Genomic DNA, 26,304 nt, shown 5'->3' with positions numbered 1-26,304 from the left:
TGCGGGCTCGAAGCGTCAAAGAACGCCTTCGAGCCTGTAGACGAGGCCTTCCGGACGGAAATCCAGCTTCGCCGTGCCCGAGAAATAGCCGGCGACGCCGCGCTCGAGCAGGTGCCGCCCGAATCCCTTTCGCTCAGGCTGGCTGACGATGGGGCCGCCGCTTTCGATCCATTCGAATATGAACGTGCGCTCTCCGCTCTCGTTGGCACGGGTCGACCAGTGCAGCGAGAGCTTTCCGCCGTCGCGGGACAATGCGCCGTATTTGACGGCGTTCGTGGCGAGCTCGTGCATGGCGAGCGACAGACCGAGCAGCTGGTTCGATTTCAGAACGAGCGGAAGACCTTCGACCGACAGAAGCGTGGTCCTGCGAAGATGCGGCTCGACTGCCGCCGATACCACGTTGTGGATGGCTGAGCCGGTAATTTCCTCCTGCAGGAGAACATCTTGCGCCCGGTCGAGAGCCTGCAGGCGCTTGCTGATCGCCTTCTGTCCTTCCGAAGTCGTCTGGGTGTGCCGCAGGGTTTGCGAGACAATGGCTCCGACAACGGACAGAAGATTGCGGATGCGATGGGCGAGTTCGCGATTGACGATCTGGCCACGTTCCTGCGCGAGCTTGCGGTCGGTGATGTCAACGACAGCGCCGGAAAATCGGTCGACGAGGCCACTCTCGTTTCGGTTCGTGCGTCCGCGCGCCAGCATCCAGCGATAGGTATTGCCGACGCCGGCAATCCGGAATTCGCAGTCGAAGTCCGAATTGCCAACAATCGCCGCACTGAAATTCTCGCGATAAAGAGCGAGGTCGTCTTCGTGAATGCGGGTCTCGATCTCGCGCGGATTGAAGCCCTCGGGCGAAACAGGCTTGTTGAGCCCGTAGAGCCGGAGAAGATTTTCGTCTGCGTGGATGCGATCCGCCGCGATATCGTAATCCCAGATGCCGACGACGCCAGCGGCGCTGAGAGCCGCGGACAAACGCTTCTCGCTGTCTGCGAGACGGGTTTCCAGAAGCTTTTCCTGAGTGATGTCGCGCGATATGGAGAGGAGGCGCGTGATCTGCCCGCTCTCTTCGACGATCGGCGTGACCCGGACATCCCACCATTTCGTGGTACCGGCGAGGGTTGGCGCACTGCCCTGAAAATGGCCGCAACCGCCGGCCTTCGCTGTCGCAACCGCGCGGTCGGCCTTTTCCCGCCATTCGCCGGCCCAGAAGGTCGGCCACGGGCAGCCCCGGATCGACTGAAAGTCTCCAACCTCCATGACGCGCTTGCCTCCTTCGCTCATGAAAAGGAGATTACCGTCGAGATCGAGAACCTTGATGCAATCGGTAGAGAACGAGAGGACGGAGCGAAGAAAAGCTGGGTCCTCTAAAAAATCTTCGCCAAGGTCTTTGAATTCGCAGTCCGCGACGTAGAGCATGCCAGTCTACTCCCGATTGCGCTCACGCAGTGATCGCGAAAACGTGTTGTGAATCTTATAAATCGGTTTTCGATCTTTCACAACGACCTGCGACAAAAACGCCCGCCTTTTGAGGCGTTTAATTTTGAAAAGTTCATTTTCAAAAAAATAGCGTCTCAAGTAGAAGTGATGCGGGCGAGCTAAATTTGCTCACATTGGAACGCGTTTCAGCACTTTTCCAAAACCATCTGCAGGCAGACCGTCAACCATCGAGGCTGTGCTTCTGCCGTGAGCATTTCAGTCGCGCGCGGCCACGTCTTTAGGGTGTGAGCAAGCGATGCCGAGCAGCTACCGGGCTTGCGCGGCCGTCGCGGTTTCGATTTTGTCGCCGTGACAACGTTGCTCTTTCGCTGAAAGCTTCTTCCCATGCCGCCACTGCCCAATTCGATCGAAGCGCGCGATATCGCGCATCACTTTCACCCCTATACGAATGCGCGGCGGCACGAGGAGGTCGGGCCGATCGTGATGGCGAAGGGCGACGGCGTCTTCGTCGAGGATATCGACGGCAAGCGTTACATCGAGGCGATGAGCGGGCTGTGGTCGGTCGCGGTCGGCTTTTCGGAAAAGCGCCTGGTAGATGCCGCGACCAAGCAGATGGCCGAGCTGCCCTACTACCACTCGTTTACACACAAGACCCACGCGCCGGTGGTCGATCTTGCCGAAAAGCTGATCCAGCTTGCGCCGGTTCCGATGTCGAAGGTGCATTTCACCAATTCCGGCTCGGAAGCGAACGACCTCATCATCAAGCTTCTGCGCTATCGCTCGAACGCCACGGGCGAGCCGCAGCGCAAAAAGATCATCTCGCGCATTCGGGGCTATCACGGCATCACGCTCGCCTCGGCGAGCCTGACCGGGTTGCCGGCAAACCATGGCTCTTTCGATCTGCCGATGCCGGGTATTCTCCACACGACCTGCCCGCATTACTGGCGTGAAGGCCGGGAGGGTGAAAGCGAGGAGGAATTCGCGAGCCGCTGCGCGGCCGATCTGGAAGCGACGATCGAGGCGGAGGGGGCGGAGACGATCGCCGCCTTCATCGCCGAGCCGGTGATGGGGGCCGGGGGCGTTGTCGTGCCGCCCGCGACCTATTGGGAGAAGATCAAGGCGGTTCTCGCGAAGTACCCGGACATCCTGTTCATCGCCGACGAGGTAATCTGCGGTTTCGGACGCACGGGCGAGATGTTCGGTTCGGTCACCTACGATCTGAAGCCGGACATCATCACGGTCTCGAAGGCGCTCTCCTCCTCCTACCTGCCGATCTCAGCGGTGATGATGAACGACAGGGTCTATCAGCCGATCGCCGATGAGACGGCGCGCACCGGCACTTTCGGCCACGGTTTCACGACGACCGGCCACCCGGTGGCAGCAGCCGTGGCGCTGGAGAATCTCAGGATCATCGAGGAGCGCGATCTCGTCGGCAATGCCCGCGAGCGCGGCGTTCGGCTTCAGGCGGGACTGCGCAGCCTCGCCGATCATCCGCTGGTGGGCGAGGTGCGCGGCGTCGGGCTGATCGCGGCGGTCGAGCTGGTCATGGACAAGAACGGAAAAACGACCGCGCCGCATGCACCGGGCTTCCTCGGACCGAAGGCCTTCGCGCATATTCAGGAGCGTGGCGTGATCTCCCGCGCGATTGCCGGCGATACGCTCGCCTTCTGCCCACCGCTGATTATCGAGGACGGGCATATCGACACGATCGTTGAAACCGTGCGCGAGGGGCTGGATGCGCTGGCGGCGGAGATGGGGATTTAGCCTCTCTCGCGATCGGGGCAGCCGAACCTTTGGACCCGATGGACGTATTGATCGAGGCATTCGAACGCGATCGACCGACATCCATCCGAGGGCGACATGACCGTTGAAACACATCTTTTCTCGGCCACCGAAGACATTCCGAACAGCGAACTGCCGCTGATTGTCATCACAGGCGAGATCGCGTCGGACGAGGCGACGGCCGCCAAGGTGCAGGCGCGTTTCGAGGCGAATGGCTGGCAGGGAACCTGGGTCTATACCGTCTTCGATTACTGGCACTTCCATCTCGACGGGCATGAAGTGCTGACATGCGTTTCCGGCGAGGCGGTCGTCGGCTTCGGTGGCGACGAGGATGAGGGCGGGATCGCACTGCCGATGTCGCCGGGCGATACGGTGGTCGTGCCGGCGGGTGTCGGTCACAAGCGGCTGGAAGCGAGTTCCGATTTTCAGGTCGCCGGCGGTTATCCGCCGGGCCAGTCTGGAGCGATCACGCGGGCAGGTTCCGTCGACGTCGAAGGCGCAAGGGAAGAGATCGCGAAGCTGGCTCTGCCGGAAACGGACCCTGTGACCGGCAAAGCGCCAGGTGCGATCGGCGTTTGGTCTGGAAAGTGAGTCAACGGCGTATTGCCCCGTTTTAGCACGCAGGGGTGGACCGACTCGGCTGCGAATGGGCTATAGTCCCCTCGGGACGGGAGGCCCGCAGACGTGATCGACAAGCTCGAATATCTGATCATGCTTTCGCATGAGCGCCATTTCGGGCGGGCGGCGGACAAGCTTGGGATCACCCAGCCGACGCTTTCGGCCGGCATCCGGCACCTGGAGGAGCGGCTCGGCGTCACGCTCGTCAATCGCGGATCGCGCTATAAGGGCATGACGAGCGAGGGCGACCGGGTGCTCGCCTGGGCGCGCAAAATCACCGACGATGTGCGGACGATGCGCGAAGAAGTGCGCAGCGTGCGTCGCGGCCTCACAGGGCATCTCCGGATCGGTGCGATACCGACTGCGCTTTCTCTGGTCGCGCGCCTGACGACGCCGTTCCGCGAGCGTCATCCGGACGTCACCTTCGATGTCACCTCGATGTCGTCCGCCGATCTGCTGGCGGCGGTCGAGGATTTCGAGGTGGATGTCGGGCTCACCTATCTCGAAGACGATCGCGTGCGGCGGGTCGAATATAAAGGGCTTTACGAGGAGCGCTACAGCCTCGTGACGACGGTCGGCAGTCCGCTTTCGGAGCGCGAGGAAGTGACCTGGGACGAGGCGAGCCGCGTGCCGCTCTGTCTCTTGAGCCACAGCATGCAGAACCGGCATATTCTGAACCGGCATCTCGGTGAGAAGGACCGGCATTTCGAGACCGTGATGGAATCGAATTCGATGCTTGCGATCCTTTCGCAAGTGCGGATGGCGGGTCTCGCGACGATCATGCCCCATCATGCGACGGTGATGCTGGGGCTCGCGCCGCCGATGGTTTCGATCCCGCTCTCAGAACCAACCGTCAGCTATCCGATCGGTCTGGTGACCGCGCGGCGTGATCTCAGGCCCCCGATCGTCGCGGCATTCTGGAACGAGGCGGCGGCGCGATCCGAAGAAGCAGCCTAGGCGCGTGACGTTCTCGCCGCTCGGTTGTCGTTTCGGTTCGGCTGGGGCGACGGCGCATCGCCGGAAGATTTGTCGCATCGCGCACGGACCGCGCCATGCTTGTGCCAACTGCCCCGCAGAGACGCGATTGCGAAAAGAAGAGCTATCGATAGAACCGTTCCAAGCTGTGAAAATTGCCTGAAAAGCGCAATTTTGGCCTCTTTTGGCTACAGTTTGCTCACTTTCAAGTCCGAGATCCGGCTTGGGAATTTTGAGCATCTCTAAATTCCGATAGACAAAACCTATCGAAACATGGAAAGCGGCGCTTGATCATGGGTTTGCGTCCGTGTTTCCCTCGACCAAAGTCTCATACACACCCGGGAGGAGCCGGCGTGGCTCATCACGTTGAATTCGACGAAGACGACGCGGTCGCGCTCGTCGAGGAGCATAAGCATCTGGAGGGGCCGCTCCTGCCGATCCTCCATGCGTTCAATCATCGCTATGGCTATATCGGCGACCCGGCGGTTCGGCTGATCGCGGGGGAGCTGAACGTCACGCGCGCCGAAGTCTACGGTGTCGTTTCCTTCTATCATGATTTCAAGCGGGAGCCTCACGGCCGCCACATCCTGAAGGTCTGCCGCGCCGAAGCCTGTCAGGCGGCCGGCGGCGATGCGATCGCCGATTCGCTGGAAAAGGCGCTCGGCATCAAGTTCGGTGAGACCTCGGCCGATGGCGCCGTGACGCTGGAAGCTGTCTACTGCCTCGGCCTTTGCGCGACCGCGCCTTCGGCGATGCTCGACGATCGGATCATCGGCCGGCTGAGCCAGCCGCGCGCCGAGAAACTCGCGGCGGAGGCGCTGCTATGACCAAGGTTTACGTCCCGCTCGATTCCTTCGCCGTCGCGAATGGTGCCGACGAGATCGCCGAGGAGCTTCAGAAGCTCAGCGATGATCGCGGTCTTGGCATTGAGATCGTGCGCAACGGTTCGCACGGCATGGCCTGGCTGGAGCCGCTTGTCGAGGTCGATACCGGCAATGGCCGCGTAGGCTATGGCCCGATCGAGCCCGGTGAGATGGAAGCGCTGCTCGATGCAGGCTTCCTGACCGGCGGCGATCACGCCAAGCGGATCGGCGACGTCTTCGAGCATCCGTTCATGAAGGGTCAGACGCGTCTGACCTTCAAGCGCTGCGGCGTGACCGACCCGCTCTCGCTGGAGGATTACGAGGCTCATGGCGGTCTGCTCGGCCTTCGCCGTGCGCTCGAAATGGGCTCGGAAGCGATCGTCGAGGAGGTGAAGGAATCCGGCCTGCGCGGACGCGGCGGCGCAGGCTTCCCGACGGGCATCAAGTGGGAAACGGTCATGAAGACCGAGGGCCCGAAGAAATACATCGTCGCCAATGCCGACGAGGGCGATTCCGGGACCTTCGCCGATCGCATGATCATGGAGGGCGATCCGTTCTGCCTGATCGAAGGCATGACGATTGCGGCGATCGCGACCGGCGCGACGAAGGGCTACATCTATCTTCGCTCGGAATATCCGGTCGCGATCCGCGTGATGCGCGAGGCGATCAAGCGGGCCGAGGCATTCGGCTGGCTGGGTGTCTCGGTGCTTGGCTCGGCGCACGCCTTCGATCTGGAAGTTCGGGTCGGCGCGGGAGCCTATGTCTGCGGCGAGGAAACCTCGCTGCTCGATAGCTTGGAGGGCAAGCGCGGACAGGTGCGGTTCAAGCCGCCGCTGCCGGCGATCAAGGGCCTGTTCGGCCGTCCGACCGTGATCAACAACGTGATATCGTTGGCCTCGACGCCGGAAATCCTCGCCAAGGGTGCGAAATTCTACAAGGATTTCGGCATGGGCCGCTCGCGCGGCACGATACCGCTGCAGATCGCGGGCAACGTCAAGCACGGCGGTCTCTTCGAGGTCGCGTTCGGCCTGACGCTCGGCGAGATCGTCGACACAATCGCGGGCGGTACGAATTCCGGCCGTCCCATCCGCGCCGTCCAGGTGGGTGGGCCGCTCGGGGCCTATTTCCCGCGCTCGCTCTTCGACACGCCCTTCGACTACGAGGCCTTCGCCGAAAAGAAGGGCCTGATCGGCCATGCCGGCATCGTGATCTTCGACGACACGGTCGACATGATGAAGCAGGCCCGCTTCGCCTTCGAGTTCTGCGCGGTCGAATCCTGCGGCAAGTGCACGCCCTGCCGGATCGGCGCGGTACGCGGGCTTGAGACGGTGGAAAAGATCATGGCTGGCGAGAACGCGGCCGAGAGCCTCGAACTCGTCGAGGACCTCTGCAACACGATGGAATTCGGATCGCTTTGCGCCCTTGGCGGGTTTACCCCCTATCCGGTGATGAGCGCGATCCGGCACTTCCCGGAGGACTTCAACGGAACGTCGGTGCGGGAGGCCGCGGAGTAGGGCGGCTTCCGGGAGATGATAGATCTCTGGAACTGGACGTTATGATTGACGACCGCCTGCTCTCGCTGATCCGGACCGATCTCGGCGCCGCGCGATAAACTTGCTATACTGGTCGGGCTTGAGGCTTTGGCCGAAACCGACGACCTTACACTTCCCCCAGGGAGGAACCGCATGAGCCTTATCGAAGAAAAAGACTACGGAACGCCGGCTTCCAAGGCCGAGAAGATGGTCACGCTGACGATCGATGGTCAGTCCGTCACCGTGCCCGAGGGGACCTCGATCATGCGGGCGGCGGCCGAGGCCGAGATTTCGGTGCCGAAGCTCTGCGCGAGCGATATGCTCGATGCCTTCGGCTCCTGCCGTGTCTGCGTCGTCGAGATCGAAGGCAAGGCGACGACGCCCGCCTCCTGCACGACGCCGGTCGGCGAGGGCATGGTGGTTCACACGGAAAGCGACCGACTGAACCGCATCCGCAAGGGCGTGATGGAGCTTTATGTTTCCGACCATCCGGGCAACTGGGACGAGCGCAAGGGCGGCGGCGACTGCGAGGTCCACGATGTAGCCGAGCGCGTGGGGCTCTCCGAGGTTCGCTATGATCCGTCGGAGCGCAATCATTTCGATGCGCAGCTCGACGATTCGAACCCCTATTTCACCTTCGATTCTTCCAAATGCATTGTCTGCTCGCGTTGCGTCCGGGCCTGTAACGAGGTTCAGGGCACCTTCGCGCTGACGGTCGAGGGACGCGGCTTCGACAGCCGTATTTCCGCCGGTACGCCGGTCGACGAGTTCCTCACCTCCGAATGCGTCTCCTGCGGTGCCTGCGTACAGGCCTGCCCGACCGAGGCGCTCCAGGAAAAGACGGTGAAGGAAAAGGGCCTGCCCACCTCTTCGGCCGTGACGACCTGCGCCTATTGCGGCGTTGGCTGCTCCTTCAAGGCGGAAATGCAGGGCGAGGAAGTCGTCCGCATGATCCCCTATAAGGACGGCAAGGCCAATCGCGGCCATTCCTGCGTGAAGGGCCGTTTCGCTACCGAGTATGCCAAGCATGACGAGCGCATCCTCGAGCCGATGATCCGCGAGACCTACAAGGACCCGTGGCAGGTCGTTTCGTGGGACGAGGCGATTTCGTTCGCGGCGAACAAGATCAAGGACATCCAGGCCAAATACGGCCGTGGTGCCGTCGGCGGCATCTCCTCTTCACGCTGCACGAACGAAGAAGTCTACGTCGTCCAGAAGATGGTCCGGGCGGGCTTCGGCAACAACAATATCGACACCTGCGCCCGCGTCTGCCATTCGCCGACGGGCTACGGCCTCGCGACCACCTACGGCACTTCGGCCGGCACCCAGGACTTCGACTCGATCGAGCACACCGATGTCATCCTCGTGATCGGCGCGAACCCGACGGATGCCCATCCGGTCTTCGCCTCGCGCATGAAGAAGCGTATCCGCGAAGGTGCGAAAGTGATCGTGATCGATCCGCGCCAGATCGATCTGGTGAAGACGCCGCATGTCCAGGCTGACGTCCATCTGCCGACGCGGCCTGGAACGAATGTCGCGATTCTGACGGCGCTCGCTCATGTGATCGTCACCGAAGGTCTCGTCGACGAGGAGTTCGTGAAGGAGCGTTGCGAGGTCGACGAGTTCGCGGACTGGAAGGAATTCGTTTCGGCCGAGAACCGCTCGCCGGAAGCCGTCGAGATCGTGACCGGCGTGCCGGCCGACCTGGTGCGACGCGCAGCGCGGCTCTACGCCAAGGGCGGCAATTCGGCGATCTACTATGGTCTCGGCGTCACCGAGCACAGCCAGGGTTCGACCTCGGTTATCGCGATCGCGAACCTTGCCATGGCGACCGGCAATATCGGCAGGAAGGGCGTCGGCGTGAACCCGCTGCGCGGCCAGAACAACGTGCAGGGCTCCTGCGACATGGGCTCGTTCCCCCACGAGATGCCGGGCTATCGGCATATCTCGCAGGACGAGACGCGCAAGATCTACGAAGACCTCTGGAAGGTCAAAATCGACAAGGAGCCGGGGCTGCGCATCCCGAACATGTTCGATGCTGCGGTCGAGGGCACCTTCAAGGGCCTCTACTGCCAGGGCGAGGACATTCTCCAGTCCGACCCGGATACCAAGCACGTCTCGGCAGGCCTTGGCGCGCTCGATCTATTGATCGTTCAGGACCTCTTCCTCAACGAGACGGCGAACTACGCCAACGTCTTCCTGCCGGGTTCGACCTTCCTCGAAAAGGACGGGACCTTCACCAATGCCGAGCGCCGCATCAATCGCGTGCGGAAGGTGATGGAGCCGAAGAACGGCTATGCCGACTGGGAAGTCACACAGCTGCTCGCGAAAGCGATCGGCATGGACATGAACTACTCGCACCCCTCCGAGATCATGGCCGAGATCGCTGCGACGACACCGTCCTTCGCGGGCGTCACCTACGAGCTTCTCGACAAGGAAGGCTCGGTGCAGTGGCCCTGCAACGAGGAGCATCCGGTCGGCTCGCCGGTCATGCATGTGGGCGAGTTCATGCGTGGCAAGGGCAAGTTCGTGCGGACCGAATATGTCGCGACCGACGAGAAGGTCGGCCCGCGATTCCCGCTGCTCTTGACGACCGGTCGTATCCTGAGTCAGTACAATGTGGGCGCGCAGACCCGGCGCACGCAGAACACGGTCTGGCATCCGGAAGACCTTCTCGAGATGCATCCGCACGATGCCGAGGAACGCGGCATTCGCGACGGCGATTTCGTGAAGCTGCAGAGTCGCGTCGGCGATACCTCGCTGAAGGTTCACATCACGGAAAAGATGGCGGTCGGTGTCGTTCACACGACATTCCACCACCCTTCTACACAGATCAACGTGATCACCACGGACTTCTCCGACTGGGCGACGAACTGCCCGGAATACAAGGTGACGGCGGTGCAGGTCTCTCCGACCAACGGCCCTACCGAGTGGCAGGAAGATTATCGCGAGCTCACCGAGACCAGCCGCAGGATACGCCCGCTGGAAGCGGCGGAATAAGCAGACCGATGTTCGGCCGGGCGAACGCCCGGCCGGCTCCGTTTCAAGGCTCCAGTCGTTTATGGACCAAGAGATCAAGCCCGCGCGTTCCCTTGCCTCGATCGCCTATCGCGACGGGGCGTTTCGTCGTGAGACTCGCAACGTTCCGGCGGAACGGGCGGTGGCGATTTCGATCGGCGGCTCGACCCATGCGGTGATGATGGCGACGCCTGCCGAGATCGAGGATCTAGGGGTCGGGCTTGTGCTCAACGAGAGGATCGTCGATCGGATCGACGAGATCGACGCAATCGAGATCGTGGAGACGGAAGCGGGTACGGACTGCCAGGTGCGTCTCGTGCCGCAGCGGGCCGAGACCTATGTGGCACGCAAGCGGCAGATGACGGGGCCGGTTGGCTGCGGTCTCTGCGGTGTGGAGTCTCTCGAGCTCGCGGGTCGTGTGCTGCCGGAGGTGACGGCGAGTGAGCGCGTGTCTCCGGACCGGCTCGTGCGGGCTATGGACGAGATGTCGGCGGAGCAGACGCTGTCCCGCCTGACGCGGGCAGTGCATGCGGCCGCATTCCACGAGCGCGACGGCCATATGGTCGTCCTGCGCGAGGATGTCGGTCGTCATAATGCGCTGGACAAGGTTGCCGGGCATCTGGCGCGCAACGGCGTCGATCCGGCGTCCGGCTTTATCACCATCACCAGTCGCGTCTCGGTCGAACTCATTCAGAAAGCGGCTGTCATGGGCTGCGGGCTGATCGCCGCGATCTCCGCGCCGACGGAACTTGCGATTTCCGAAGCCGAAGCTGCAAAGGTGACGCTCGTCGCGATCCTGCGTGGTGCCGAGTTCGAAATCTTCACATCACCAGAACGGATCGAAGGCGCTCTGGAGCCTCTCGACACGAACGAAACCCTGCTGGCATAAACGCCGGAACACGCGGGAGAGACCTCGATGGAGCGCGACAAGCTCGTCTATATGGGAAACCAGATCGCCAAGTTCTTCCAGTCGACGCCGGAAGGTGCGCGCTCCGAAGGGGTTGCCGACCATATCAACAAGTTCTGGGAGCCGCGGATGCGCACGCAGCTCTTCCAAAAGGTCGATGCCGGCGAAACGAAGTCGTTCCACCCGCTCCTCCTCGAAGCCGTCCCGCATATCCGCCGTCCGGAAAAGCCGCTTGAAGAGCGGGCCGATCACCAGTAGGCCGCAACACCCGCGCCGCCTCCCTGCAACCGATCCGGAACCGTTGAGCGGCGAGATGCTTTCCCGTCAGTCGACGGTTTCGCAAAGGTGATCGATCGGGGCGCTTCCGCCCTTGTCTCCGGCTCTACGCTGCCCTGTTTCCGTTCCTGACGTTTGAAACCGCCGCCATCGGCACGGTGTTCGTGCCCGAGGGCACATTTCGCCATGCCAGCGGCTCAGTGGAGTGTTCGCGGGTATGGGCCTTGCCATCGTCATTGCCGTCATCTGTCTCATGCTGCTTGGCAATGCGTTTTACGTCGCCGCCGAATTTGCAGCTGTTTCGGCGAGCAAGCCGAAGCTGGAGGCGAAGGCCGAAGACGGCAATGCGAACGCGGCCTATCTGGAAAAGACGGTCACCGACGAAGAGCGGATGGACCGCTACATCGCCTGCGCACAAGTTGGCATCACGCTGACGAGCCTCGTCATCGGCGTCTACGGCCAGCGGGCATTGATGCCATACATTGGCCCGCCGCTCGATGAAGTGCTGCCGTCCGGCTGGACGAGTGCCGTCGTCGGCGCGCCGCTTGTGCTGATCGTACTGACCGCGCTCCAGGTAATCTTCGGCGAACTCTTTCCGAAATCCATCGCCGTGCGCGCGCCGGAGGCGACGGCGCTCAGCACAACGCGACCGATGCGCTGGTCGCTGCTTCTGCTCGGGCCGTTCATCACGCTCCTCAACGGCTCGGCGATGCTCATCATGCGCTGGTGCGGTCTCGACAAGCCGAAGGAGACCGGCGACGAGCATAGCCATGACGAGCTGCGTCAGCTCATCGAGGACAGCCTCAAGGGCGGCGTCATCGAACGCGACGCGCACGAAATGCTGCATCAGGTTCTCGCCTTTCAGGACCGCAAGGTGAGCGAGGTAATGGAACCGCGCGCGCGTATGAAGTTCATGTCTTCCGAGCCGAACGCCGGCGATGCGCTGCGCATGATGCTTGCAACGCCGTTTACCCGCTTCCCTGTGATCAACGGCTCCGAGACTGAAAAGCCGGCGGGCTATGTGCATCTTCGCGATCTTTTCGAGCTTGCTGAAAAGAACCCTGAGTCTCCGATCGAGAGCGTCATCCGTCCCTTGCAGATGCTGCCCGATACTCTCTCCCTCGCCGAGGCCTGGGACAAGCTCGAGGAAAAACGCGACACCATCGCCGTCGTCTTCAACGAATATGGCATCGTCTCGGGGATCGTATCGGTGGAGGATCTCGTCGAGGAGATCATCGGCGAGGTCGTCGACGAGTTCGACCAGGAAGAGCCGCGCATCCGGCATGAGAACGAACGTGTCATCCTACGCGGCGACGTCCTGATCGGCGAGGTCAATCGCGAATTCGGTTTCGAGTTGCCGGATGAACATGCCGATTCGATCTCCGGTCTCGTAAGGCTCGAACTGGGCGTGGAAGACGGCGGACGCGGGTCGACGGTCGAGCTTGTTGGGGTCACCTTCACAGTGGAGGCTGTCGAGAACGGTCTGCCGCGCCTCGTTTCCTTTCCGAAGTCTGCCGTAAACAAGGAAGATGAGGCATGATCGGGCTCGCCTTCATCATTCTCCTCATTGCGATCAACGGCCTCTTCGTCGCGATGGAATTCGTCATCGTCGGCAGCCGTCTCTCGCGCCTCGAAGCGATGTCGAAGACCGGTGAGACGATAGCCCGGCGGCTCGATGGCACGGAGGCGCAGGATCGTTTCGTTGCGGTCGCCCAGCTTGGCATCACGCTCGCCTCGATCGGCCTCGGCATGTATGGCGAGCATCAGATCGCGATCTGGCTGGAAGAACCGATGGCCGCACTCGGCATCGACGGGGCGGCGGTCCACCTCGTAGCTCTGATCCTCGCCGTCGTGATCCTCACCTATTTCCACGTGGTGTTCGGCGAGATGATCCCGAAGGCGTTGGCGTTGAAGGGGGCGGAGCGGCTCCTCATTCTCATGTGGCCGCTGATCCGTTTCTTCGAAATCCTTTTCCGACCCTTCGTCTGGGCGCTCAACATCATCAGCCAGGCGCTGCTCTCACTCTTCGGCCTCAACAGGACGGAGGCGCGCTATTATACGCCGCGGGAACTGGCGGCGATCGCGGAAGATTCAGGCGAGGGCGGCTCGATTGCGCCCGAACAGGCCGAATTCATCCAGAACATCGTGCGCATGCAGGGCCGGCGCGCCGAAGAGCTGATGACGCCCCGGAGGCATGTGATCACCCTCGACCTCAGCCAGGAAGACGCAGCGGACTATGCCGGGACGATCCTTGCCGCCGGTCCCAGCCGTCTGCCGGTGACCCGCAATGGCCTGGATAACGCCCTCGGCGTTGTCCACGTCAAGGATGTCATCCGCCACAAGACCGAAACGGGTAACGCGCTCGATGCCGAGACATTGACGGGCATGTTGCATCCTCTGCCGAAGACACTGGCAAGCGTCGATACCGCGAGCCTCCTCGACAACATGCGAAAGCACGGCACGCATATGGCGCTGGTGACTGACGAATATGGCAGCGTTCTCGGCGCGGTCGCCTTCGAGGATGCGATCGAAGAAGTGGTCGGGGAGGTCCATAGTGGCTTCGAGATCGACGTTCCCGATGCTGAGGACGTGGCGGGGCGCCGGTGGAAGATACCGGGCACGACGCCGCTCTCGCGTCTCGAAGAACTCTATGGCTGGAGCCTCGAAACGGAAAAGTCCCGGACCATCGCGGGCTTCCTGCTTGAGCGTCTCCGCAAGGTGCCGGAAGTGGGCGACAGCGTCGACGCGGACGGTCTGCACTTCGAGGTGACGTCGGTCGACGGACTCTCGATCGCCGAGGTCCGTGCCGAGAAAATGGAACAGGCCGGGCGAGAAGACGAGATGGGTGACTGAAACAAGATCGGCGGTCAGCCGAAATTGCCCTAAAGGAAGAATGCCGGACAACCAAGCATTAACCTTAACGAGCGAGAGTCCGAACCGTGCTCAACGGTCTCGGACGCTCTCTCATGTCGCTTCTTCGCATCGGCTCCGCGCTTGTCTGCGCAGCCTCACTTTCCGCCTGTGCTTGGTCGCGGCCCGCGCAGACAGGAAACCTCTCGACGGTCGGTACGCCGTACACGACAGCGCTCTCCTACACGGATCGAGGCAGCGAAAACGCCGGTCGGCAATTTCCGCTCTATCAATCGTTTCTTCCGGCGAGCCGCTCATTGCTTGCCGGCCGGACGCTCGCTGTCGCTGAGGTGTCGGACATCGCGCTGCGCGATAAGGAAGTGGTTCTGACTTTCGACGATGGGCCTATGCCCGGCAAGACGCCGAAAATCCTGAAGGCACTCGATGATGCCGGCGTCGGTGCGACCTTCCTGATGGTAGGCCAGATGGCGCGCGCCTATCCGGAGATCGCGCGCCAGGTGGCGGCGGAAGGCCATACGGTCGGGACGCATACCGAACGCCATGCCAATCTGAGAACGATGAGCACCGAAAGCGCGCTTGCCGAGATTCGCCGCGGCGAAGCGTCGATCACCGCCGCCCTCGGCGAAAAGCCGGCACCGTTCTTCCGCTTTCCCTATCTCGCAGATACCAAGGCGTTACGCGCGCGGCTTGCCGGGCAGGGAGTAGTCGCGATCGACGTGGATATCGACTCCAAGGACTACTTCAAGGACGGCCCGAGCCGCGTCATGTCGCGGACGCTCGCCTCAATCGAGAAGAAGGGCAAGGGGGTGATCCTGTTTCACGATATCCAGGCGCGGACGGTCGCCATGCTTCCGGGCTTCCTGAAGGAGCTCGAACGCCGAGGCTACAAGGTCGTGGATCTGAAGCCAGCCCGCGACATGCTTCTCGCTTCGCGATAAAGGGTTCAGCCGCTCGCCGTCGCCGGAGCGTTGACCGTGCCCGGTGATTGCTGCGCAGGAGGCGAAGCCTGCGCAGGCTCGCTGGGCGCCTGTGCAGGTTTTGCCTCTGTGTGGGAGCGGGCGGTGGCGGAGGCTTTGATTTGCCGTTCCTCGATCGGTGGCGATGCGCGCCGCTCGGCCATGCGCCATCGAACTTCGCTGTCGTATTTCTCCTGCAATTCTGCCATTTGCGCCTTGATGTCCCCGATCTGGCGGCGGAGCTGGCGGCCGCGACGACGATCGATTGCGATCGCCGCCAGAAGCAAGGCGAGGGCGATCAGGCAGCCGGCAGGAAAGACCAGTCGCGCCAGCGGATCGGTGACCGGCTCCGTTCCGACGAGAGCCGCGATCGCAAAAAATGCGGCGGCGATCAGCGCGAGAATATTCCGCGTGACGAGAAGCGTAGCGACCACGGCTGCGATCGCAAATGCCGCAACGATGGGATGATCATCCGCCCGCTGCTGAAGCGTCGCGATCGCCTGGTCCATCAGATCGGGTGCTGATCCCGTCAGCCATTCGAGCGAGTTAGCCGTGTGGGCCTGTACCGAAGCCCAGGCCTCGGTGAACCATGCGCCGGCTTGCGCGAGAAACTCGTTTTCCATTGTCGCTCGTCCGAACCCGCTGGCTTTCGTCGGCAGACGGAATGCGCCGATTCTTACTCACGGGAGGGTAGTCCAGCAATCGGTAGACGCGCAAGCTGTTGCGCTAGAGGCGTTGCCGGCCGATCGATGGATCAGGCGACCTATTCCGCCGGATTGGAGTCCTCGGCAAGCTCCTGGCGAGCTTCATCGTTCGGCTGACGGGTGAAGCCCTTGAGGCCGGCATGGAGATTACGGTCACGCTCGATCTCGACCGGAGACGTGGCGTAGGCGGTCACCAGCTCGGCGAGTGAGCGCAGGGCGTGGACGTGGATACGCTCGTAGCCGTGGGAGGCGTCGACGCCAAAGGTGATCAGCCCCGTGCGAACATCGTGTCCGGCTTCGATGGCTGAGGCCGAGTCGGAGCGGTAATAGCGAAAGATGTCTCGCTGATGCTTGATCTCTTCCTCTTCGCAGAGGCGGATCAGCTTCTTGGTCAGGTGGTAGTCGAACGGGCCCGTCTGGTCGGCCATGGCTACCGTTACGCCGAATTCGGAGGAGTTCTGTCCCGGCGCCGATGTTCCGTTGTCGATCGCGATCATCGAGGCGATGTCAGGCGTCAGAATCGAGGAGGCGCCAACGCCCACTTCTTCGGCGATGGTGAAGAGCCAGTGGATATCGACCGGCGTCGAAACACCTTCGCGCTCCATGGCATGGATCGCAGCCAGCATCACCGCGACACCCGCCTTGTTGTCGAGATGACGCGAAACGATGAAGCCGTTTTCAAGAAACTCCGGCTGGGGATCGATGGCGACCATATCGCCGATATGGATGCCGAGCCTTTCAACTTCAGCAAGATCGCGCGAGAGCGCGTCGACGCGCAGTTCGACATGGTTCCAGCCGATGGGGGCTGTGTCGATCTCGTCGTTATACGTATGGCCGGAGGCCTTCAGCGGCAGAATCGTGCCCCGATAGATGCCGCTGTCGGAAAAGATCTGCGCGCGTGCGCCTTCGGCAAATCGGGCCGACCAGTTGCCGACCGGAACGAGCTCCAGCCGGCCATTGGATTTCAGGTATTTGACCTGCGCGCCCAGCGTATCGACGTGGCTGACGATGGCGCGGGCCGCGGCGCGTCTCGATCCCTGACGAAGCGCGGTGATGGCGCCACGCCGGGTAAGTTCGATCTTGAGCCCGAGGCGCTCAAGCTCCTTGGCAACATGCCGGACAACCGTATCAGTATATCCGGTTGGACTAGGTATTTCGAGAAGTGCCTTCAATTGCTCCGTCAGATAATGCGTGTCGATGACGAGGCGTGGCACTTAACTTATTCCTTTTGTTTCCGTTGCTTGTTGCGGGCGCTGCGCGTTGCATAAGGGATCGAGAGCGGAAAGAGAAGGTCTATGAACCTCTCGGCCGTCGGCTGTGGTTCGTGATTGGCGAGACCCGGCCGCTCATTCGCCTCGATGAAGACGTAGTCCGCTTGGTGCGGTTTCTTGATCATCAGGTCAATCCCCGTCACCGGGATTTCGATCGCCCGTGCCGCATTCACGGCAGCGGCGGCCAGATCCGGATGAAGCTCGCCGGTGACGTCGTGGATCGTACCGCCTGTGTGGAGATTGGCCGCCTTTCGCACTGCGATCGTCTCACCCTTGGGCAGGACATCCTCCATGTCGTAGCCGGCATGCTTCACGCAGCGTGTCGTCTCGCCATCCATGGGAATTCGGCTCTCGCCGCCCGTAGCTGCCGAACGCCGGCGCGACATCGCTTCGATGAGATCGCGGATGCTCGTCTCGCCGTCTCCAGTGATCTGCGCCGGTTTACGGAGAGCGGCCGCGACGACGCGGTAGTCGATGACGATGAGGCGTAGGTCATCGCCCTCGAAGCAGGCTTCGAGGAGAACGCGTTCGGAGACTTCCGAGGCGGTCTTGATGGCCGCCTTGGCGTCTTCGAGATTGTCGATGCCGACCGCTATGCCGCGGCCCTGTTCACCGCGCGCGGGCTTCACGACGATCGAGCCGTGCTTCTCGATGAAGGCGGCGATCTCGGCATCGTCTGCCTTGTCGCCGTCGATCTGGTCAGGAACCTTCACCCCAGCCGGCTCGACCATGCGCCGCGTCACCGTCTTGTCGTCGCAGATCGACATGGCGACTGCGGTGGTCAGTTCCGAAAGGCTTTCGCGGCAGTGGATCGTACGCCCACCCTGGGTGAGGCGGAAGAAACCGCCCGGCCCATCGGTGACGTCGGCATGAATGCCGCGCCGCCGCGCTTCGTCGACAATGATGCGGGCGTAGGGGTTGAGCTCGTCAAAGCCCTCGTCCGGGCCGGTGAAGAGCTTCTCGTTGATCTGGTTCTTGCGCTTGACCGCGAAGAAGGGGACGCGATGGAAGCCGAGCTTGTCGTAGAGCGCTATCGCCTTGTCGTTGTCGTGCATGACAGAGAGGTCCATGAACGCACAGCCGCGCGCCTGGAAATGCTCGGAAAGACGCCGCACGAGGCTTTCACCGATGCCGGGATGGACGGCCTGCGGGTCAACCGCGAGGCACCAGAGCGAGGAGCCGTTCTCCGGATCGTCGAAGGCGCGACGATGATGGACGCCGGTCACCGTCCCGACGATGGCGCCGGTCGTTTCGTCCTCGGCGACAAAATAGGTCAGCGCCCGGTTGTCATGATTGGCGGTCAGGAAGGCCGGATGCACCTGCACCATATTCCGCGTCTGATAGATGCGATTGATCTCGGTGCCGTCCTGCTCGCTCGACATGCGGCGGATGAAATAGCCACGCGGCCGGCGTGAACTCGGCCGATACGTGGAAAGATCGAGCCGATAGGTATGCGACGGATCGAGGAACAGCTCCTGCGGCGCGTAGGCGAGGAGGACATGCGGATCGGCGACATAGAACGCGATGTCGCGCCTGTCCGGGCCCTCCTCACGCAGGTTGGCGACGAGATTGCCGGTATCCTGGAAGGTGTGCGCGAAGACGAGGCGTCCCCAGCCGCAGTCCAGGAACGCATCCTGCTTCACGTCCTTCAGATGCCGGCCGATCTGCGAGGCGGGCGCGGTGAGGCTCGCCGAGCGTTTGCGTCGGAGGCGGAGTTCGGCGTTGGATTTCGGTCTTGGCTGCATTTCCGGTGAGACCAATTAAACCCCCTGCGCCTGCAGCCACATCTCAAGAAGGGCCACCTGCCAGAGTTCGGAGCCGCGCAGCGGCGTGATGTGCTCGGACGGATCTTCAAAAAGCGCGTCGGTGTAGCTTTTCTGGAAAAGCCCGCGCGACTTCGCGGCGTCCGAATGGAGCGCGTCCTTGACGAAATCGAGCGTCGGGCCAGAGAGATATTTCAGCTGCGGAACCGGGAAGTATCCCTTCTTTCGGTCGATCACCTCGGACGGGATCACCTGCCGGGCGACTTCCTTCAGGACGCCCTTTCCGTCCTGTTTCAGCTTTTCATCGGCCGGAACGCGGGCGGCGAGTTCGACGAGTTCATGATCGAGGAAGGGCACGCGGGCTTCGAGCCCCCAGGCCATGGTCATGTTGTCGACGCGCTTGACCGGATCGTCGACCAGCATGACATGGGCGTCGATCCGCAGCGCCTTGTCGACGGCTTCGGTCGCGCCTTCCATGGCAAAATGGTTGGCGACGAATTCCCTGGAGACATCGGTATCCGGCATCCATTCGGGATTGAGATGTGTGCCGAGCTTCTCGTGGTCGCGGTCGAAGAAAGCGCGCTGATAGGCGGCAAGTGGATCGTTCGCGCCGGCGACCTTCGGATACCAGTGATAGCCGGCGAATATCTCGTCCGCGCCTTGGCCGGACTGAACCACCTTGATATGCTTGGCCACTTCCCGCGACAGGAGATAGAAGCCGATATTGTCGTAGGACACCATCGGCTCGGACATCACCTCGATGGCGTTGGGCAGCTCCTTGATCAGCTCGTCGCCCGGCACGAACAGCTTGTGGTGCTCGGTGCCGTAGTGCTTGGCAATGAGATCGGAATACTCGAATTCGTTGCCGACCTCGCCATTGGCATCCTCGAAACCGATCGAGAAGGTGTTGAGGTCCTTCTGGCCCTTCTCCGCCAGCAGTCCGACAATGAGCGAGGAATCGACGCCACCGGATAGGAGCACGCCCACCGGAACGTCGGCGACCATGCGGCGATCGACGGCGAGCTTCATCGCCTCCATCACCATGTCGCGCCAGTCGTCGGAGGTGAGCATTTCATCACCCGACTTCGGGGCAAATTCCGGCCACCAGAAGACTTCGTCTGTGAAGGAACCGTCGGCCTCGATCATCCTCGTCGTTGCCGGCGGCAGCTTGCGCACGCCCTTGACGATGGTGTGCGGCGGCGGAACCACAGCATGGAATGTCATATAATGGTGGAGCGCGATCTTATTGATGCCGGTGTCCACATCGCCCGACTTCAGGATCGACTGAAGCGAGGAGCCGATATAGAGGCGCTTGTCGTTTTGGCTGAGATAAAGCGGCTTGATGCCGAAGCGGTCGCGGGCAAGCATCACCCGGCCGGTCTCGCGCTCGTGGATCGCGAAGGCGAACATGCCGTGGAAGCGCTTTACGCAATCGCGGCCCCAGGCGTGATAGGCCTTGATGATGACTTCGGTGTCGCCGGTCGAGAAGAAGTTGTAGCCCTTGGCCTCCAGCTCCTTCTTGAGTTCTGGATAGTTGTAGATACAGCCGTTGAAGGCGATCGTCAGCCCGAGAACCGGATCGACCATCGGCTGCTCGGCTTTTTCCGACAGGTCGATGATCTTGAGGCGGCGGTGGGCGAGGCCGACGCGGCCGCGCATGACCTGACCCGAGCCATCCGGCCCGCGCCGGGCGAGGCAGTCGCCCATGCGCTGAACCCGTTCCGGCGAAGCGTTCTCACCGTCGAAGCGGATTTCACCGCAAATGCCACACATGGGGACTCCGTTCGCTGCTGAAGATCGATTTCGAACTGTCTCAGGCCGCTCTAACGGCGGCCATGCGTCTCGCTGGATCGAGGATATAGACCAACCGCTTCACGGATAAACCAGTTTTGCGCTGAAATTTTTTGCAGTGCGGAAGGCGATCGGCCACGATTTCGACGATCGGTCTACGCGCTAAACATTGGATCTGGCAGCAGGATTCGCCTGAGTTTCGATTGCCAAAGCAGCGTCTCGTTCAGGTGCGGATGATGAGCTTCGAAGAGCAGCTGGTTGATTGGATAAATTGATCGAGCAGAGGTCAGTATTTTTCGATTACTTGAGATCTCATAGTCCGCCCATCTTGAAGCTGATAGCAATGAAATCGCTGCAATTGTAAAATTAAAGGAAATCCACAGGTTTAGCTCCCGGTAGCAAAAAATTTTAACGACCTCAGTTCAGGATGAGCGGACTGAAGAGGTTTTTGACTCATGCACGGGCGCGAGACGGTCGTTGAGCCGAGATATCGTTGGGTACGATGGATTGCCCAGGTTGGAGCCGATCTTCCGTTGGAAGTGCGGGAGCGTCTCTACGCGACCTTCTATACGGCATTCGGTCCACTGATTTTTGGCGCGCTCAACACGATGATGGTGAGCACCGTCGCCTATCTGCGGTCCGGCAATCCGGTCTTCCTGTGGATCACGCTTGTCGACGCCTTCCTCCTCGCGCTGCGCTATCGGGCGCGGTGCCAGTGGGGGCGTCCCTCGGACGGAATTTTCATCGGCGGGCTCGGCTGGGCTGCTTTGATGGCGGTAACGACGGGTGTCATCATCTACTCGGGCGACCAGCCGATGATGGTGATCGCCCTTGCCTCGAACTTTGCGACGATCGGCGGTATTCTGGGGCGCAATTTCGCCGCGCCGCGCTATGCGATTATCCAGGGCATGCTGATCGTGCTTGGCTACGAGATCGGGTACGCCTTCATCCAGCAGGACCTAGTACCGCTCTTCCTGGCTCAGGGTGTAATGTTCCTGATCATCGGCATCGGCATCGTCAAGCAGCAACGTGAGGCGACGATCCGCGCGTTGAAGGGTGAACTGCGTGAGCGCGAGCAGGCGCTCAAGGACCCGTTGACGGGAGTGTTGAATCGACGCGGCCTCGAAGATCTGTTTGCCCGCAGATCCGTCGAAGACCCCGATCTCCTGCTGTTCTATCTCGATCTCGACGAATTCAAGGAGGTCAATGACAGCTATGGCCACGGTGTCGGTGACGAACTGCTTCAACAGGCCACGGCACGGCTTGGCGAAGTTGCGCCTGAGGATTCGGCGATCTGTCGGCTCGGCGGCGACGAATTCCTGATACTCGCGCGTGGCATGGATGACCAGGCGATCCGAAGTTTCGGCGCTCGGATATGCGTCAAGCTGGCGACGCCCTTCCAAGTGAGCGCCGGGCTTCTTGTCCGGATCGGTGTCAGCGTCGGCGTTTCACGGCTGTCGGGCAATGAGGATACTCTGACGGCCTGCATGGCGCGCGCGGACCAAGCGCTCTACACCGCCAAGCGGCGCGGAAAGAACAACTGCGTCATCTACCAGCCGGATCTGCCAGAAATGTCGCGCGCTCTTTCCGCGTAAGGACTGCCGCTCGGTCGGAGGGTCAGGGTTTGAGGAGAACCTTACCCCTGTTCATGCCCTCCATCGCTTTCGCGAGTTTCTTCGGCGCATCGTCCAGGGAGACGGTTTCGGCGACGTCTGTCTTCCACTGGCCATCGATGAAACGCTTCTGGACGGCCTGAAAAGCGTTCTGCTTCTGCTCGGGCGAAGCCTCGCCCATCCATTCGGCGAGCCAGAAGCCTTCGATCTTTTTCTTCATGAAGACGAGCTGGCCGAGATTGGGCAGGTCTGGTACTTCGGGGCTCATCTTGCCGTAGATGATCCAGCGGGCGCTGGTCGGCATGGCGTTGAAGATCGCAGCTGAGGCTTTGTCTCCTACGGCATCGAGCATGATCGTCGGGCTGTGCTGCTTCATCGCCTGCTTGAGCATCGACGGGAAATCATCGCGTGCCGTGTTGAGGACCGTGCCGACGCCGAGGCCTTCGAGCGGCGAGCGATGCTCCTCGCGCCGGACCGTTGCGATGGAGTGCAGGCCGCGCTCCTTGGCGAGAGACGCCATCAGCTTGCCGAGTTGGCTGGAGCCGGCGGTCATGACGAAGCTTTTCGCACCGGCCTCGACAACGAGATCGATCATCGCCCAGGCGCTGAGGGGATTGACGAAGAGGGCGCTTGCATCCTCGTCTCGCAGCTGGTCGTAGACAGGAACGGCGGCCGCCATGTCGGTCATGGCGTATTCCGCCCAGGTGCCCGAGCCGCCCTGGCTCGTCGAAACCGCGACGCGCTTTCCGACGAGCCCTTCAGCCTTCTCGCCTGCCGCGACGACCGTTCCACAACCCTCGAATCCGGCTGGCGTGCCCTTTTCGCGGGGTTTGCCGTATTCGCCTTTGATATAGTGGATGTCCGACGGATTGACGTTGGCGAGCGCCATCTTGACGACGACGCCGCGTGGACCGGGTTTCGGAACGTCGATCTCCTTCAGGCTCGTCCATTTCGAGAGGTCGTCGAGGGTCGGTCCCTCCAGGGTTTCGGCATAGCCGTCATGGTCGAGGACGAGCGCTTTCATTTTGCTGGGTAGATCGGTCATCTGTTGGCCTTGTTTGGTCGTGTCCTGTTCGATGTCGCACGGGGAATGGCATGAGGCGCGATTTCGTTGCCCGCCGAGACATAAAACGAGGGTCGAAATCCCGCCCCGCCGTGGTTATAACGGGCGGGTGCACTGGACGGACCGGGGCATGAAGTGCCAAGCGAACGGAACGCCATGCCCCTGACATCGGTCGAAGAGACGGAACGCCGACTCAAGGAACGTCTGGTACCGCTCGATACCTATCGCGCATATATCGGCGGAAAGACCTTCACCTCCGACTGGCTGACGGTCGACCAGAAGATGATCGATGCCTTCGCCGGCGCGACACACGACTATCAGTTCATTCATGTCGATCCGGAACGCGCGAAGGCCGAGAGCCCATTCGGCGGTACGATCGCCCACGGCTTCCTGACGCTCTCGCTGCTCTCGACGCTGGCCTATGACGCGCTGCCGGGGGTGACCGGCGCCAAGATGGGCGTCAATTTCGGCTTCGACAAAGTGCGTTTCCTGACGCCGGTGAAGACGGGCGCGCGGGTGCGCGGCGTCTTCAAGATGATCGGGTTGAAGGAGCGGGCCGTCAGCCTGCAGACCTCATGGAATGCCGAGATCGCGATCGAAGGTTCTGTCCGACCAGCGCTTGCCGCCGAATGGATCACCTTGGCGATGTTCGATGGACCGGTCGAAGGGTAGGTGGCTTCTAGTCCGAGCATCAGGTTCATATCTCGTGCTGGAAGCACTCGCGCTGCAAATACACGGAGAGATTTGATGGCTGCCCATCCGCCCGTCTGCGATTTCGGCTGGAAGGCCGTCGATGCCGAACTGCCCGGCGTCGATGGCGCCACCCATCGCTTGTTCGATTTGAAAGGCGAAAACGGGTTGCTCGTCGTCTTCATCTGCAATCACTGCCCTTATGTGAAGGCGATCACCGACCGGCTGGTGCGCGATGCGAGGGAGCTGAAGGCGGTCGGCGTCGAGACGGTCGCCATCTGTTCAAATGACGCCGAGAACTATCCGGAGGATTCCTTCGAGAACATGATCCGGTTTGCCGAAGAGAGCGGCTTTCCGTTCCACTATCTGCACGATGCCGACCAGAGCGTCGCGAAAGCCTACGGCGCGGTCTGCACGCCGGATTTCTTTGGCTTCAACGGCAATCTCGAACTGCAATATCGCGGCCGGATGGACGAGGCTGGCGCGAGGAAACCAACCGGCAATGAGCCGCGCGAGCTGTTTGCGGCGATGAAGCAGGTGGCAGAAACAGGCAAAGGCCCGCGCGAGCAGGTGCCGTCCATGGGCTGTTCCATCAAGTGGAAACACGCGGCGTGAAGGCGGCAGGTCGCTGGCCGCGCGCGGTTCTCTTCGATCTCGACGGGACGCTCGTCGATTCCGCCCCGGATATTCGAGAAGCACTGAACGAGACGATGGTGGAGAAGGGTATCGTGCCCTTCGATCTTCAGGACGTGCGCACCATGATCGGCGGCGGGGTGGCGTTGCTGATCGAGCGGGCGCTGACCCGCCGGGAGCGTGAGGCGGATGAGGCGGAAAAGGCTGAGATCGTCGACAGGTTCGTTGCACTCTACGAGCCTCGCGCGACCCGCCTAACGACGCTGCTTCCCGGTGTTTCAGAGGCACTTGCGGCAAGCCGTTCCCACGGCGCGAAGACGGCCCTTGTGACGAACAAACCGGCTGGCCCCGCGTTGTCGATCCTCCGACATTTCGCGATTGCCGATCAGTTCGATCTCGTCGTCGGCGGGGATACCGGACCGGCAAAGAAGCCCGCGCCCGATCTGTTGTTCCACGCTGCCCGGCAACTAGGCGTCGAACCTGCCGATAGCCTCTTCGTCGGCGACAGCGAGAACGATGTGACGGCGGCGAAGGCAGCCGGGATGCCGGTCGCGGCGTTGAAGGATGGCTATACGGCGCTCTCAATCGAGTCCCTCGATCCGACCTATCGCCTTGATAGTTTGAGTGAACTTCCCGGAGTTTTTGCGGGTATCACGCAAACGTGATTGACTGTCCATTTTTCGCCTAAATTGACCGTAGAGCGGGAAAAGCCGCTGTTTTTTGCGATATTTGGCTCATTTCCGTCACGCGGTGGGAAAGCCTGCGACGACCACGCCGTTGCTTACGGTCATGTCTGAGATATCTCTTAAACGTGATGCGGCACAGCACCGATGAGGACGGTGCGGAAAGGGCGCCATGTTTATGAATTATCGAACCGCAGAAAACGCTATTCTCGCTGCCGCCGTCTTGGCTTGGGCAGCCGTCGTCTCCGTCGCCCTGATCTCGGGTTGACGATCGCCACCACGCCGAGCGCGGTGATCCATCCTAGAACGGGGATTGAGCAAAAGTTTTGAGAGGCCTCCGCTTGAGCGTCTTGCTCGCTGAGACCTGCTCGCTGGCTATCGTCTTTTGATCGTCGCTCCGGCCGATCAGCCACGCGCCCGCATCGTGCGACATTTCCGATCAGATACCCGACATGAAAAAGCCCGGCGGACGAGGCCACCGGGCTCGATCTGTCATGTTGCTCTCGGTGATCGGAAGCAGCTTACTTCGCGCTGTCGATCCAAGATGCGAGCTTCGATTTCGACTGCGCACCCATAAGGGTATCGACGTGCTGGCCGTCCTTGAACATCATCAGCGTCGGGATCGAGCGGATACCGAACTGGACCGCGAGTTCCTGGTTTTCGTCGATGTTCACCTTGGCGATCTCGACATTGCCGTTCTCTTCCGAAATCTCTTCCAGGCTCGGTGCAATCATCTTACAGGGGCCGCACCATTCGGCCCAGAAGTCGACGACGACGGGCTTCGACGCGCCCAGAACATCGCTCTGGAAGGTATCTTTGGTGACGGTCTTCGTGGCCATGAGGTGGGCTCCAATCAATTCG

Annotated in this window: 22 protein-coding genes; 15 read left to right on the top strand and 7 right to left on the bottom strand. The window is 61.6% G+C overall.

Going from position 1 to position 26,304, the window contains the following annotated elements; all coding sequences use genetic code 11:
• Window positions 1-15: 15 nt before the first annotated feature.
• On the bottom strand, window positions 16-1,413 hold the full coding sequence (locus ABRA89_RS09325) for an HWE histidine kinase domain-containing protein (RefSeq protein ID WP_349941191.1): 1,398 nt from the start codon (window positions 1,411-1,413) through the stop codon (window positions 16-18).
• 405 nt (window positions 1,414-1,818) lie between these two features.
• Here ABRA89_RS09325 and ABRA89_RS09320 point away from each other — a divergent pair, with 405 nt between their 5' ends.
• The 11 genes from ABRA89_RS09320 (at window position 1,819) to ABRA89_RS09270 (ending at window position 15,214) form a co-directional block, all read left to right on the top strand.
• Entirely contained in the window at window positions 1,819-3,198 is a 1,380-nt protein-coding gene (locus ABRA89_RS09320) for an aspartate aminotransferase family protein (protein ID WP_349941190.1), read from the top strand.
• 96 nt (window positions 3,199-3,294) lie between these two features.
• The gene (locus ABRA89_RS09315; RefSeq protein ID WP_349941189.1) at window positions 3,295-3,807 is read left to right on the top strand and encodes a hypothetical protein; all 513 of its coding nucleotides are present in this window, start codon (window positions 3,295-3,297) and stop codon (window positions 3,805-3,807) included.
• A 93-nt stretch (window positions 3,808-3,900) separates the two neighbouring features.
• Entirely contained in the window at window positions 3,901-4,791 is an 891-nt protein-coding gene (locus ABRA89_RS09310) for a LysR family transcriptional regulator (protein WP_349941188.1), read from the top strand.
• A 371-nt stretch (window positions 4,792-5,162) separates the two neighbouring features.
• Window positions 5,163-5,636, top strand: a complete 474-nt coding sequence (locus ABRA89_RS09305) for a formate dehydrogenase subunit gamma (RefSeq protein WP_349941187.1) — start codon at window positions 5,163-5,165, stop codon at window positions 5,634-5,636.
• Window positions 5,633-7,186, top strand: a complete 1,554-nt coding sequence (locus ABRA89_RS09300; RefSeq protein WP_349941186.1) for a formate dehydrogenase beta subunit — start codon at window positions 5,633-5,635, stop codon at window positions 7,184-7,186. The genes ABRA89_RS09305 and ABRA89_RS09300 overlap by 4 nt, the downstream gene beginning before the upstream one ends.
• A 171-nt stretch (window positions 7,187-7,357) precedes the next feature.
• Window positions 7,358-10,204 (top strand): formate dehydrogenase subunit alpha, encoded by a 2,847-nt coding sequence (gene fdhF, locus ABRA89_RS09295; protein WP_349941185.1) that lies wholly within the window; start codon window positions 7,358-7,360, stop codon window positions 10,202-10,204.
• 61 nt (window positions 10,205-10,265) lie between these two features.
• Window positions 10,266-11,111 carry a formate dehydrogenase accessory sulfurtransferase FdhD gene (gene fdhD, locus ABRA89_RS09290; protein WP_349941184.1) on the top strand — a complete coding sequence of 282 codons (846 nt, stop codon included), beginning with the start codon at window positions 10,266-10,268 and terminating at the stop codon, window positions 11,109-11,111.
• A 27-nt stretch (window positions 11,112-11,138) separates the two neighbouring features.
• Window positions 11,139-11,387, top strand: coding sequence for a formate dehydrogenase subunit delta (locus ABRA89_RS09285; protein WP_349941183.1), 249 nt, complete (start codon window positions 11,139-11,141; stop codon window positions 11,385-11,387).
• 223 nt (window positions 11,388-11,610) lie between these two features.
• A complete protein-coding gene (locus ABRA89_RS09280; RefSeq protein ID WP_349941182.1) occupies window positions 11,611-12,945 on the top strand; it encodes a hemolysin family protein in 1,335 nt (444 codons plus the stop codon).
• Window positions 12,942-14,258, top strand: a complete 1,317-nt coding sequence (locus ABRA89_RS09275; protein ID WP_349941181.1) for a hemolysin family protein — start codon at window positions 12,942-12,944, stop codon at window positions 14,256-14,258. The genes ABRA89_RS09280 and ABRA89_RS09275 overlap by 4 nt, the downstream gene beginning before the upstream one ends.
• A 113-nt stretch (window positions 14,259-14,371) precedes the next feature.
• Window positions 14,372-15,214 carry a polysaccharide deacetylase family protein gene (locus tag ABRA89_RS09270; RefSeq protein ID WP_349941180.1) on the top strand — a complete coding sequence of 281 codons (843 nt, stop codon included), beginning with the start codon at window positions 14,372-14,374 and terminating at the stop codon, window positions 15,212-15,214.
• A 5-nt stretch (window positions 15,215-15,219) separates the two neighbouring features.
• On the opposite strand, the gene ABRA89_RS09265 is transcribed toward ABRA89_RS09270, so the two are convergent.
• From ABRA89_RS09265 to ABRA89_RS09250, 4 genes are all read right to left on the bottom strand, one after another.
• Window positions 15,220-15,855 carry a hypothetical protein gene (locus tag ABRA89_RS09265; protein ID WP_349941179.1) on the bottom strand — a complete coding sequence of 212 codons (636 nt, stop codon included), beginning with the start codon at window positions 15,853-15,855 and terminating at the stop codon, window positions 15,220-15,222.
• A gap of 140 nt (window positions 15,856-15,995) precedes the next feature.
• On the bottom strand, window positions 15,996-17,150 hold the full coding sequence (locus tag ABRA89_RS09260; RefSeq protein ID WP_349941178.1) for an osmoprotectant NAGGN system M42 family peptidase: 1,155 nt from the start codon (window positions 17,148-17,150) through the stop codon (window positions 15,996-15,998).
• A gap of 5 nt (window positions 17,151-17,155) precedes the next feature.
• A complete protein-coding gene (ngg, locus tag ABRA89_RS09255; RefSeq protein ID WP_349941177.1) occupies window positions 17,156-18,952 on the bottom strand; it encodes an N-acetylglutaminylglutamine synthetase in 1,797 nt (598 codons plus the stop codon).
• A gap of 15 nt (window positions 18,953-18,967) precedes the next feature.
• Window positions 18,968-20,743 carry an N-acetylglutaminylglutamine amidotransferase gene (locus ABRA89_RS09250; RefSeq protein ID WP_349941176.1) on the bottom strand — a complete coding sequence of 592 codons (1,776 nt, stop codon included), beginning with the start codon at window positions 20,741-20,743 and terminating at the stop codon, window positions 18,968-18,970.
• 473 nt (window positions 20,744-21,216) lie between these two features.
• Between ABRA89_RS09250 and ABRA89_RS09245 the strand changes: the two genes are divergently transcribed.
• Window positions 21,217-22,356: a GGDEF domain-containing protein gene (locus tag ABRA89_RS09245; RefSeq protein WP_349941175.1), complete on the top strand. Its 1,140-nt coding sequence runs from the start codon at window positions 21,217-21,219 to the stop codon at window positions 22,354-22,356.
• 22 nt (window positions 22,357-22,378) lie between these two features.
• On the opposite strand, the gene ABRA89_RS09240 is transcribed toward ABRA89_RS09245, so the two are convergent.
• A complete protein-coding gene (locus ABRA89_RS09240) occupies window positions 22,379-23,419 on the bottom strand; it encodes an alcohol dehydrogenase catalytic domain-containing protein (RefSeq protein ID WP_349941174.1) in 1,041 nt (346 codons plus the stop codon).
• Window positions 23,420-23,593: 174 nt separating this feature from the next.
• Between ABRA89_RS09240 and ABRA89_RS09235 the strand changes: the two genes are divergently transcribed.
• From ABRA89_RS09235 to gph, 3 genes are all read left to right on the top strand, one after another.
• Window positions 23,594-24,109 carry a MaoC family dehydratase gene (locus tag ABRA89_RS09235; protein WP_349941173.1) on the top strand — a complete coding sequence of 172 codons (516 nt, stop codon included), beginning with the start codon at window positions 23,594-23,596 and terminating at the stop codon, window positions 24,107-24,109.
• Window positions 24,110-24,184: 75 nt separating this feature from the next.
• Window positions 24,185-24,742: a thioredoxin family protein gene (locus tag ABRA89_RS09230; protein ID WP_349941172.1), complete on the top strand. Its 558-nt coding sequence runs from the start codon at window positions 24,185-24,187 to the stop codon at window positions 24,740-24,742.
• A complete protein-coding gene (gene gph / locus ABRA89_RS09225) occupies window positions 24,739-25,425 on the top strand; it encodes a phosphoglycolate phosphatase (protein WP_349941171.1) in 687 nt (228 codons plus the stop codon). The genes ABRA89_RS09230 and gph overlap by 4 nt, the downstream gene beginning before the upstream one ends.
• Window positions 25,426-25,964: 539 nt before the next feature.
• Here the strand turns inward: gph and trxA are convergent.
• Entirely contained in the window at window positions 25,965-26,282 is a 318-nt protein-coding gene (gene trxA / locus ABRA89_RS09220; RefSeq protein WP_349941170.1) for a thioredoxin, read from the bottom strand.
• Window positions 26,283-26,304: the final 22 nt, after the last annotated feature.

The organism is Fulvimarina thalattae, assembly GCF_040239565.1.
Taxonomy (GTDB): domain Bacteria; phylum Pseudomonadota; class Alphaproteobacteria; order Rhizobiales; family Rhizobiaceae; genus Fulvimarina.
The sequence above is the reverse complement of the archived record's forward strand: the minus strand, read 5'-3'. Positions and strand labels throughout refer to the sequence as shown.